This window comes from Haloferax sp. s1 (assembly GCF_058382125.1).
In genome coordinates, this window is sequence record NZ_JBZRPK010000717.1 from 11,621 (window position 1) to 22,482 (window position 10,862).

Here is a 10,862-nt window from a genome sequence, read left to right on the forward strand (position 1 = left end):
GCGTCGCCGGCCTCACGCGGAACCTCGAGGTCCGACTCGTCCGCCGAGCCACTGCGAATCTCGGCTGCGAGTGCGGAGACGAGTCCGCCCTCAGCGGCTGCAGGTGCCGAGCCTGCGCCGGCAGCGGTGGTTGTAGTGTCGGTGTCAGTCGCCGTGGCGGCGTCGGCTGTCGTTGTGGCGGCGTCGGCTGTCACCGCATCGTCAGTCGCCGTAACGTCTTGGGTAGCGTCTTCATCCGCAGCGTTTGCGGCGTCTACTTCAGCGTCCGCGTCGCTGGCAACGTCGGGTTCTTCGAGGTGGGCGGTCACTGCCGGTGACGTGTCGTCGGAAACCGCTCGGGGACCGGGTTCGTCGGATACCGCTCCATCGTCGAGAATCTCCGCGTCGGGTGACGGCTGGGAGATAGTGTCGTCGGCGCCGACAGCGTCGTTACCTGCGTCGGCAGCGGTTTCATCGTCTGCCCCGAAAGCCGCAGCGAGGTCGTCGTCGGTCGGCGTGTCGCCAACTCGGGCGTCGCCGGTCGGGGAATCGCCAACCGGAGCGTTCCCGGTTGGTGTCTCGTCGGTCGACTGAGCTTCGGCAGCCACCTCGTCGTCCGCGTCGGCGTGTTGGTCGATGATTTCCCCCTCATCATCGTCCGTTTCCTCGTCGGCCTGAAGCGGCGCGCGGTTTCCGGCGAGCACGTCGCGCACCAATTGACTGCGGTCCTCCCCAAGGATGTCGTCGATGTCTTCGGGGTCGATACCGCCGTCGACCGGAATCCGTTCGAGCGTCGGCTCTTCGAGGAAGTCGGTTCGGTCGTGGCCGTCGGTGATTCGGATACCGTAGACCGTGACGAGTTCTTCGCCGGGTTCGAGCGTCCGCTCGTACTCGACGCGGTGGTCCTTGTAAGCGGTCCAGTTGTCGCTCTCGAATTCGGGGTGGAAACCCACGCTCTCCATCGGGAACGACTCCGGGATTCGGTCGATAACTCGGATGCGGGTCGGTTCGTCTCGCGACGAGTTGATTACGAACTTGATTGCAGGAACGGGAAACTCGTCGGCGGCGAAGGTCTTTTGGACCGTAACTTCGCCGTCCGAGACTGATGTAACCCCTTCGGACTCGCGACTCATGGCCGCCACTTTCCCGACATACATTATAAAACAACCGGGGAGAGGCAACCCAAGTCGCCGCTGTCTGCCGATTCGTCGGTCTCGAATATGCGACTGTCTGCGAGCGAGAACAGTCAGCGTGAAAGTAGGTGACGACGATGTGAGAACAAGTCGGCGCTGGAACCGAATAAAAAGAAAGCAGTAGCGGGTAGACAGGGCGGGTAGCGTAGTTTACAGGTCGACGCGGTCGCCGATTTCGACGAGTTCGAGTGAACGTGGCGCATCGAAGCTCTTTGCGTGGTGGTGCAGCACCTTCGGGTCCGAGGTCATGCCCTTCCACATATCCCAGTGCGAGGGAAGTAGTCGGTCGATGTCGAGGTCGTTCGCGGCCTCGATAACCTGATTTTCGTCGTTGTACCACTTCGTCCGAACGGGTTCGCCGGTCTGTTTGTCCGCAATGTTGGCGATGGTACCGAATGCGAGGACACCGAGGTCGATGTCGTAGCGGTCGCCGAGGTCGACGAATTTGTCGGACGGCTTGGTGTCGCCACCGTGGAAGAACGTCCCGGACTCGTGTTCGAAGACGTACGAGACGGGATGGGTCGCATCGGGGTCGTAGGCGGGTTCGACGTGAACCGTAAACTCGCCGATTTCGATAGTGTCGCCCTCCGTAACCTCCTCGAACTGGTCTTCAGAGAGGTCGTAATCGTCCAGCCACGCCTCGTCGTCGTAGGCGACCGAAAGTGAGTCATCGGGGGCGACGAACCTCGCGCCCGTGTTTTCGAGGATTGGCGCTTGACTCGGGCCGTGGACGTGGTCGGTGTGTTCGTGCGTGGCGAGGACCGCATCGGCCTCGGTCACGTCCTCGGGGTCGAACGGAACCGGAACCATGCGGACCGTCCGCGGCGGGTCGCCGAGTCCGACGTAGGGGTCGATAAAGACCGTCGTTCCCTCACTTCCCTTGAGTACGAAGCCGTTGCAACCCAGATACCAGATGGCAACCGTCTCGGGGTCGGCCGATTCGACCGCCCGCGGGAGCCAGTCACTCCAGTCGCTGACTGTCATAGAGACGACTCCTTGTGCCGGGAGACTAAGCGTTGCGTTCTCGGCGATAGAAAAACAGGACGAAACCGCGTCTCCGATTACCAATTACTGACAACCTATGTCACAATAGACTACCGCCATATATTAGTAGCATATGGTTCTACCCCGGCAAACTATTTAGTGGATGCACCCGTCGTTGGAGACATCATGTCAGGCGCTCATAAGCAGACGGCAGATTTCTCGTCGATGGCCCAGACGATGCGTGCGTGTTCCACGTGGGAGCCGGTTTCCCCCCTCGACGACGACGCACAGCGAACAGACGATTACTAACGCGAGTTTTTCCGTCGACTTCGACCGTCCCAGTCGAATCGCCCTCGATTTTATACGCGATGGAGCAGAGCTACCTCCTGTGATACGCTTCGAAATGAAGTCTTCGCGCGAGAGGGCGAATCCGTGCGCGTGAGTGTTATCGGCGGGAGCACCGTTCCCACGCCGATAGAGTCCCTCGCAGAAGACGTCGGCCGACTCCTCGCACAGCGCGGCCACACCGTCGTTTGCGGCGGACTCGGTGGCGTGATGGAGGCTGCGTGTCGCGGTGCGAAAGACGCCGGCGGGACGACTATCGGAATCCTGCCGGGTGAGGACCGAGACGAGGCCAACGAGTTCGTCGACCTGCCTATCGTGACCGGTCTCGGACACGCGAGAAACGCGCTCGTCGCGATGAACGGCGATGCAGTCATCGCCATCGACGGGGCGGGCGGAACGCTCTCAGAGATTGGTTACGGGAGTGTGTTCGACCGACCAATCGCCGGTCTCAAAACACAGCAGGTCGGGGCGCTCGGCGGGTTCAAGTCGTGTGAAACCCCGGAAGAGGCGGTCGAGTTTATCGAACGCGAAGCGTAGTCAGTCGAGGTCGCGCTCGACGCAGTCGCGGAGTACGTCGTCGACGACGGTCTCACAGAAGGATTCCCAGTCGGTAGTCTCGCCCCAGAGTTGCCCCGCATCGGACGGTTCGAGCGCATCTCGACCGTTCCGCCGCTCGCGCGTACGAACATAGCCGTTCGCACAGAGTGCCTCGACAGCAACATCGAGACGCGGGCGCAGCGCGTTCGACAATCGTTTTTCGAATCGGTCGCCTTCTTCGCTATTCCGAGCGATGCGCACACAGAACGATTCGAACGACGACCACGAGTCTTCGTCCCGTGCGCCAGCGACGATACCGTGGTGTTCAGCGCGCTCGCGGAGATTCGCGGCAACCGCACGTCGGGTTCGGGGGCGCGACCGTGGCGGGCCGGTCGCCAACACGTGAAGCACGGTCGCTTCGAGGTCTCCGAGCGGTGAGAGCGTGTGGCTTTCGAGCGTCAGCGTCGAGTCCCCGCCCACAAGTCCGTTTTCGTCGATTTCGGCGAGTCGGGTTCTCACCTCGTCGGCTCGGCGAACGAGTTCGTCCGTCGTCTCCGAAACCGGTTCCGCGGCGGACGAGAGGTGCATCCGCGCGTCGAGATACGCGTCGAGGTGCGCTTCGAATCGGTCGAGCGAGTCGAAAAGCGAGATAGTCGCCTCGTCTTCGAACTTCCCGAAGCGGGCCTCACAACTCGTTCGGAAGCGAGCGAGCAGTTCGTGTGGGTCGTCTTCGACCGGTGAGAGCAGTTTCGTCTCGGTGTCGAGCCACGATTCGAGAGCGTCGAGAACCGCATTCGGGTCGCGCGTGTCGGACGGGTCAGGATGCGGTTGGTCGGTTTCAACGAGGTCCACGAGTTGTTCTCGGGCGCGGCCGACGTAGGAAGTCATGGCACCGAGCGGGGAGCCATCCCTCGAACTCGAAACGCGTGCGGGTCGGCTCTGACGCTGCCCGCGAGACTCACCGCTCGCCTCGGCAAGCGCGTGGCGAAGGTCGGACAGTGCGATACGAAGCGGTTGGGCGACGGCCGCAGCCGCCGGACCGTCGGCGACACGCTGAAATTCGGACAGTGCCGAAGCAGCGGTCTCCGCTTCCCCGACGAGACCGCGGAGGTCCGAAATAGCGGCGAGGTCGCGGCGGTCTGTGGCCGGGACGGTCAGGATAGTGATAGTCGCGCGGTCAACCTCGCCGCCGTCGACGAGGGCGGTTCGCGCGGCGTAGAACGCAGCGGCGACCTGTGGTGGTGCGCTGGCGAGGTTCACGTGAACGTTGCTATCAGTGGTCGTCTCGCGCAACAGGCTGGTCGTTGCGGCGTACAACTCTGTGAACGGCGCATCGAACGGAAGTCGTGTTTCGTCGACGGTGGCGTCGTGACGCCGAGAGAGTTGCTCGATAACTGTCTTGGCGACGTGTGCACTGGTCCGCGGAGCACCAGCTGCACAGTCGTCCGGGTCGCGACCCTGCTCGGGGTCGGCCTCGTCACGGACCAGACGAACCCGGTCGGCGTCGAAGTCGCCGGCTTCGAGCGGGGTGACGACCCGCTGGACGTCGAGTCCAAGGACGGAAAGGTGGGTCGTCGGCATCTATCTGTCTCATTCGCTACCGGTACCCTGAATGTTGTGGTGATTTCCCCGGCTGTCGTGGCAAAAATTAGTTTTTGGTGTCAGGACAGGGATAGATACGCGTTACGACCGACGACACCGAGTCCGAGTAGGTTAACAATGAACAGGACGAGCGCACCGAAAACAGGAATAATCGAGAGGAACGCGGTTCCAACTGCGCCGACGACGAGCGCCACGCCGAGCGATGGAGAACGCCCCGTAACCGGAGTCACGACGATAGACCCGAACAAGACAGTTGCAACGGCACTGCCGACAACGATTAAGATCACGAATGCCAGAGACTCCAGCAGCACGAGGAGGATGCCGAGAAGCGGGATTAAGGAGCTCGCAATAATTCCAATCACCACTGCGACAAGGATACCGAAACCCCAGGCAATCGACCGACCGGGAGCGCTCCGGACTTCAGCTATCGAGCCGCGGGTGTACTCGGGGGCGGCGGCGACGAGAATCCCACCGACGACGAGATTGATGGCGAAGTTGACACCAGCACGGGCCATCGGTGAGATTTCTGGTGTAGACCCGAAGTTCTGTGCGGCGGCCGTCCCCGCGAGCGCGAGAACGCCGAGGAGGCTCAGGAGGGTTGGAAGTGATTTTCGTGGAGGGACCATGAATGACCGTGAACGGGCCGACGGCATAGGTATTCTGTTTGATACGTCTTGAAAACGAGAGAGAAGTCAGAACGGAGTCCCGGAGCGAGAGACGCCAGTTAGCTTACCACGTACCGTGGAAGGTGTCGAACTCGAGCGAGTCGAGAGGTTCGTCGCCGACGGCGATACGGTACTCCTGCGGCGTGAGCATCGGCTTGTGGAAGCGCGGGCCGTCGTCGGTCGTGATGCGCGGGCACCCCGTGTTGACGAACGCGTCCATGTCGAAGTTACGCAGGCGGTCCGGCGTCACCTCGTCCATGGTAATGAGATAGGCGTTTTCGTTGTCTTCGAGAATCTTCTCAGCGATTTCCATGCGACCCTGACCGATTTTGGTGCAGAAGATGACGCCCCACTTTTCGGCGTCCATCGCCTTGTGAACCGAGGCGTAGCGCTGCTTCATGAACTTCCGCGTGTCGGCGATAGTGACGACATTGTTCACGGGGTCGGCGATGACGACGTTCTTTTCGGGGTGCTCCATGGCGAGGCCGAGCGGGTGGAACTTGCCGCCGCCGACGTAGAGCACGTTGTCCGCGGGGATGTCCGCAGAAGCGTAGTTGCAGCCGAGCACCTGTCCTTCGTAGGTGAGGCGGTCGTCGCCCTTGCGGGTCTGGACGGTGTAGCCGCGCTCTTCGAGCCAGTCGCACATGTCCTCGAACCGGTTCATATGCTGGGCCGTGGTGACGAGACCGACCTCGTCGCCTTCGAGTTCGTCGAGGGCGTCCTCCATGATGGGGAACGGGTCGACGTTGGAGAAAAGCGGGACGTAGATAATCTTGTCAGACTCCTTCATCGGCGAGTGGCCGAAGTGGGCGAACACGTCGGTTCGGCGCATGAGGTAGGTGTCAAGGTCGCACGCGCCGTAACACGGCTGTCCCGAGAGCATGAACGTCACGTCGTCGTCACAGAGCTGTCGGAGGTCGTCGGCGACCGCCGGGCCGCGGCGCTTCAGTCCTTCGGGGAACTGCAGACCGACGCGCTTGGCGTCTCGTTCTTCGATAGCTTCGACGATGCGTTCGAGTTCGTAGTCCCACTCCCGGTCGTGCTTGAGCGACATCCCGGTATTTCGAAGGTCTCCCTCCGAGGAGGCGTCCTGACTCATTGAAGCCCCCTAACGGACGAAGCGGTTTAACGACGGTGTTTTCCCACGATTGAGCGTCACACACCCGCACACAGACGGGTTTCATCGAAATGTCGTGACCGCGGGGTCGGCTGAGCCGACACGCTCCGAACGTAACCGACGTACTCCACACGCTCGTGCAATCGTCTCGTCACCCCCCGGAGGTGATTACCGATATGGTAACATATCAAAATATATGTCACACGACACCAATGAACATGAAGATAGCACCGAGCACAGCCACGAATCCATCGACACTGAACATATCCACGAAGCGACCAGTGGCGAGCCACTAACCGAATGTCCGGCCTGCGGAAAACCCATCGAGGGTGTGGACGACCTCGAACGCGGTGAGACGGTCCCCGAAATAACCTCGATGGAGAAGCGCAGCGTCATGGTCGGACGGAAGTCGAACGACCTCTGGATGTGTGAAGGATGCGGAGCAACTCTCGGCGTTCGCATTCGAGATTAATTCCTGAGTAGGAACCACCTAACGGGCGGGATTAGACCGGTGTCACCCGGTTACACGCCCGCCACTCGGGGGTTGAAGCCGAACGACGGCTTACTCCCATTCATGACTGAGATTCCACTCGAACACGTTCACGTCGAACCGTCGGAGCCGGGTGATGGGCCGGGGCCTGCGGTCGTGTTGCTCCACGGTCGCGGGTCGAACGAACAGGATTTACTCCAGATTTCACGGCGATTTCCCGACACCCTTCACGTCGTGAGTCTCCGCGCTCCCGACGAGCTACAAGGAGGGTACACGTGGTACGACCTCGACCTCTCCGCGGGCGGGCTTCACCAGAGTCAGCCCCACGCCGAACAGTTCGAGCGGTCGCGCGAACTCGTACGCGAGTCCATCGAGGGGGCTATCGCCGAGTACGACCTCGACCCCGAACGAATCGGTCTGCTCGGGTTCAGTCAGGGGGCCATCGCCAGTCTCTCGCTCCTGCTCGACGACCCCGACGACTACGCATGGGTCGTTGCTCTCCACGGCTATCTGGCCGAGTCGCACGCCGACCTCGACCCGGATGGAGTTTCCGGGAAGCCTGTCTTCATCGGCGCGGGCGAGATAGACCAAATCATCCCGGCATCACGGGCAGAACGCGCCGCCGACCGACTTCGCGAACTCGGCGCGGACGTGACTTCGAACGTGTATCAAGTCCCCCACGGTATCGGACCAGACGAGTTGGCCGACGTCGTTTCATTCGTGGAAACACAGGTCTGAAACCCGTGTACTTCGCCCTTCAGCAACCCGCGCACTTCGCCCTTCGGCAGGTTGAAACCGTTTGACGCCTAATCCGCGACTATGAGCACGCAGACGACGCGGCTCGAAGAACTCGGGCGCGAACTCGGCGAAGCCATCGCCGACCATCCGAAGTACGAAGCGTACGAGGAGGCGAAGGCGGCCGTCGAAGCCGACGACGAGGTACAAGAACTCATCACCGAGTTCAATCGACTCCGCGAGGAGTTCAACGTGGCCCGTCAGATGGGTGAGGCAACACAGGAGGGCCTCCAGAAGGTCCAAGCCGCCCAAGAGGAACTCCACTCCAAACCCGTGATGGAGGAGTATCTCCTCGCGCAGGCCGAACTGGTCGGCGAGTTGGAAAAGGTGAACGAGGCTATCTCCGAGCCGCTTTCGGTCGATTTCGGCGGCGAAGCCGGCGGTTGCTGTCACGACTGATAGGGACTGTCGTCTCGGCGCAGCCGACCCTTCGTTCCTCGGTTCTCCGCACCGTAGTTTCGCCATCTTACCTCAGCTTCGCCGTTCTGTACTTCGTGTTCTCCAGACCACACCGCGTTCGCCGTAGATTCAAATACCAAACCGGGACCATCCCGGACTATGTTGGCAATCGCGGGCGGTAAGGGCGGCAGCGGCAAGACCACCACGACACTCGGACTGGCGAGTGCGCTCGACGGTCCCGTTCTCGCGGTCGACGCCGACAGGGACATGCCGAACCTGCACACCATGGCCGGAGTCGAACGCCGAAACAAGGCAGAGACAAGCGGTGTCGTTCTCGAACCGGACGTTCACCCGCACCCGACTGACCCGACAGTCTCGGTACTTCCGGCCCCGAGCGGAACCGACGACGATGCCTTCGAGCGATGGCTGGAGTCGGTCGCAGCAGACGACCGAACCACGGTCGTCGACTGTCCAGCCGGAGCGGGACCCGACGCCGCAACACCGCTCCGCGTCGCCGACGGCGTCATCGTCGTCACGTCGTTGTGTGCACCGGCGCTCCGCGACGCGGCCAAGACGGCGGCGATGGCGCGCACGCTCGGAACACCAGTCGTCGGATGTGTGGTCACGCGCGCGCGAGTAGCCCCGGAGGCAGTGAGCGACCTCATCGGCGCGCCGATGCTGGGAACGGTCCCGGACGAAGCGTCTCCAGTGCTCACTCAACCGACAGTTCAGTCCGCCTATCGTCGGATTGTAGACAATATTTCGGGGAAGAAGTAATATGAGTGAATGTCTTAGCCACGGGCATGTCTCGACTGGCGACCGGTATCGATATTCTCGACCGTCAACTCGACGGTGGGATTCCGGCGGGGAGCATCGTCCTCCTCACGGCCGACCCGGCCAGCCAGTCCGAACTCTTCTTGTACGAACTGACGACCACCCGTGGGACGCTGTGGCTTACGACTCTGCGCTCCGAAGTCGCCGTCGAGGATGCACTCGAGCGATGCCCCGGCCCGACGGGAAACCCGACTATCCGTAATGTGGGCGGTGATGCACCGCTCGACACGGCGAACAAACTCGTGCGCGACCTCCCAGAGAGGGCGAACCTCATCATCGACGTGGTCGATATTCTCGAACGAAACGAGGGGCCGCGCTACCGAAAATTCCTCAACGTCCTCCAGACGCATATGGTCAATACGCGTGGACTCACCATTCTCCACGGTCTCAAAGGCGAGACAGTACCCGATAACCGCGACCTGACGGAGCACATGGCCGATATCGTGTTCGACCTCGACACGAACATCGACGGCTCGGAGATAGAAAATCGGCTTGCGGTTCCAAAATTCCGCGGCGGTCGGGCGCTCGACGAGACCATCAAACTTCGACTCGCAGAGCGGGTTTCGGTCGATACCAGCCGTGACATTGCCTGAATAGGAGGACGAAACCGCTGGGCCGACGATTGGCTGGCGACGCCGATAGTCACCCGGCGATTCAGAACGCGAAGAATCCGAACGTGCCGAGCGTGACGACTGCGATGAGTGCCATCCATACGCGCGCCGAGAGCGCCGCGCCACGGCTAAAGACGTACGCGAAGTACGGAGCGAGCGGAGAGAGACGGTAGACAAGCGAAACTTCGACGCTAGCACCGTATTTGAGTGCCAGCGTCAATACGACGGTACAGAGACCGGCGACGAGTGCGACTTTCACGTCGGTGAAGTCACGGAGGTCGTGCGTCGCGGCGTCGTCTGGCGAAGCCATAGCTACGAAGCGGTCGGAAGGCGAGTATCAAGAAGCCGCCGATTCACGAGGAGCGGCGGGGATGCTCGCTTACTCTTCGTCCGCGTCGTCGAGTTCTGCGGCGAGTTCGTCGGCGTCGATGTCGACGTCCTCGATTGCCTCTTCGATGTCAGCGCCGCCTGCGCCGCCCATCATACCACCGAGACCGCCCATGCCGCCCATGCCGCCTTCGATGGTTTCCTGGACGATGACGCGGTCGATGTCGAGACGCTGCATGATGTCCTGCGCAATCTGCTGCTTCGAGAACATCCACTGCTGGTTCATCGTCATCTGCGGCGTCGCCTCGATGTAGAGCGTGTCCTTCTCGACGGTGACGGTCTCCGTCTCGGGTTCGGCGTCTTCGTCTTCCTCGTCGTCGGACTCGACAACCTGCTCTTCTTCGACTTCGTCGGTCTGGACCCAGACCTCAGGAGCCTGCTGGAGGTACATGCCGAGCAGGCCGGAGGCCTGCTCTTCGCGGTCGTCGACAAGGTCGAGAACCTCGTACTCGTATTCGAGGTCCTTGCCCGCGAGGGGGTGGTTGAAGTTGACGCGGGCGCGGCCGCCGATGATGGTCTCGAGGCGACCCTGCTCGCCGTCGATGGTGACCTGCGCACCGGGGTAGCGGTCGTCCTCGTCGATCTTGTTGGCGCTGACCGTGCGCACCTCGTCCTCGTCGTACTCGCCGAAGGCGTCGGCGGCCGGGATATCGACTTCACCCTCGTCACCGACTTCGGCACCCGTCAGGGCGTCGTCGACCTCGGGGAAGACGTGACCGGCACCAACGATAACGACGCGAGGCTCGAATTCGTAGCCCTCGACGTCGATTTCGGCCTCTTCGGCCACTTCTTCACTCGTGGTGTCGACGACGTCGCCGTCTTCAACCGTCCGAACCGTGTACGCGAGGCGAACGAAGTCGCCGTCCTGAATACCGGACTCGACCTCTTCATCGACCTGCTCGGCCTCCGCCTGTTGTTCGTCAC

The 10,862-nt window shown here is 61.8% G+C and carries 13 protein-coding genes and 1 pseudogene; 7 read left to right on the forward strand and 7 right to left on the reverse strand.

From position 1 onward, the window contains the following. Window positions 1-1,112 (reverse strand): annotated as a pseudogene (locus QT222_RS20640) (hypothetical protein); the annotation flags it as partial. Between the two features lie 210 nt (window positions 1,113-1,322). Next, window positions 1,323-2,156 carry an MBL fold metallo-hydrolase gene (locus QT222_RS20645; RefSeq protein WP_491478241.1) on the reverse strand — a complete coding sequence of 278 codons (834 nt, stop codon included), beginning with the start codon at window positions 2,154-2,156 and terminating at the stop codon, window positions 1,323-1,325. Between the two features lie 186 nt (window positions 2,157-2,342). Here QT222_RS20645 and QT222_RS20650 point away from each other — a divergent pair, with 186 nt between their 5' ends. Further along, a complete protein-coding gene (locus tag QT222_RS20650; protein ID WP_274520004.1) occupies window positions 2,343-2,465 on the forward strand; it encodes a hypothetical protein in 123 nt (40 codons plus the stop codon). A 123-nt stretch (window positions 2,466-2,588) separates the two neighbouring features. Continuing rightward, window positions 2,589-3,038 carry a TIGR00725 family protein gene (locus QT222_RS20655; protein ID WP_491478242.1) on the forward strand — a complete coding sequence of 150 codons (450 nt, stop codon included), beginning with the start codon at window positions 2,589-2,591 and terminating at the stop codon, window positions 3,036-3,038. On the opposite strand, the gene QT222_RS20660 is transcribed toward QT222_RS20655, so the two are convergent. From QT222_RS20660 to dph2, 3 genes are all read right to left on the reverse strand, one after another. Further along, the gene (locus QT222_RS20660; protein ID WP_491478243.1) at window positions 3,039-4,619 is read right to left on the reverse strand and encodes a hypothetical protein; all 1,581 of its coding nucleotides are present in this window, start codon (window positions 4,617-4,619) and stop codon (window positions 3,039-3,041) included. An 80-nt stretch (window positions 4,620-4,699) separates the two neighbouring features. Further along, window positions 4,700-5,266 (reverse strand): DUF8173 domain-containing protein, encoded by a 567-nt coding sequence (locus tag QT222_RS20665; RefSeq protein ID WP_491478244.1) that lies wholly within the window; start codon window positions 5,264-5,266, stop codon window positions 4,700-4,702. Window positions 5,267-5,369: 103 nt separating this feature from the next. After that, a complete protein-coding gene (gene dph2, locus QT222_RS20670; protein ID WP_014732352.1) occupies window positions 5,370-6,404 on the reverse strand; it encodes a diphthamide biosynthesis enzyme Dph2 in 1,035 nt (344 codons plus the stop codon). A gap of 214 nt (window positions 6,405-6,618) precedes the next feature. Between dph2 and QT222_RS20675 the strand changes: the two genes are divergently transcribed. From QT222_RS20675 to QT222_RS20695, 5 genes are all read left to right on the forward strand, one after another. Further along, window positions 6,619-6,894: a hypothetical protein gene (locus QT222_RS20675; protein ID WP_491478245.1), complete on the forward strand. Its 276-nt coding sequence runs from the start codon at window positions 6,619-6,621 to the stop codon at window positions 6,892-6,894. A gap of 102 nt (window positions 6,895-6,996) precedes the next feature. Then, a complete protein-coding gene (locus QT222_RS20680) occupies window positions 6,997-7,650 on the forward strand; it encodes an alpha/beta hydrolase (RefSeq protein ID WP_491478246.1) in 654 nt (217 codons plus the stop codon). An 81-nt stretch (window positions 7,651-7,731) separates the two neighbouring features. After that, window positions 7,732-8,106 (forward strand): YlbF/YmcA family competence regulator, encoded by a 375-nt coding sequence (locus QT222_RS20685; protein WP_004056681.1) that lies wholly within the window; start codon window positions 7,732-7,734, stop codon window positions 8,104-8,106. Between the two features lie 159 nt (window positions 8,107-8,265). Then, a complete protein-coding gene (locus QT222_RS20690; RefSeq protein WP_004056680.1) occupies window positions 8,266-8,883 on the forward strand; it encodes a MinD/ParA family ATP-binding protein in 618 nt (205 codons plus the stop codon). Between the two features lie 26 nt (window positions 8,884-8,909). Continuing rightward, window positions 8,910-9,533, forward strand: coding sequence for an RAD55 family ATPase (locus QT222_RS20695; RefSeq protein ID WP_004056679.1), 624 nt, complete (start codon window positions 8,910-8,912; stop codon window positions 9,531-9,533). 61 nt (window positions 9,534-9,594) lie between these two features. On the opposite strand, the gene QT222_RS20700 is transcribed toward QT222_RS20695, so the two are convergent. Further along, window positions 9,595-9,861: a DUF8049 family protein gene (locus QT222_RS20700; protein WP_491478247.1), complete on the reverse strand. Its 267-nt coding sequence runs from the start codon at window positions 9,859-9,861 to the stop codon at window positions 9,595-9,597. Window positions 9,862-9,930: 69 nt separating this feature from the next. Then, window positions 9,931-10,862: FKBP-type peptidyl-prolyl cis-trans isomerase (locus QT222_RS20705; protein ID WP_491478248.1), on the reverse strand; the 932-nt coding region annotated here is incomplete at its 5' end.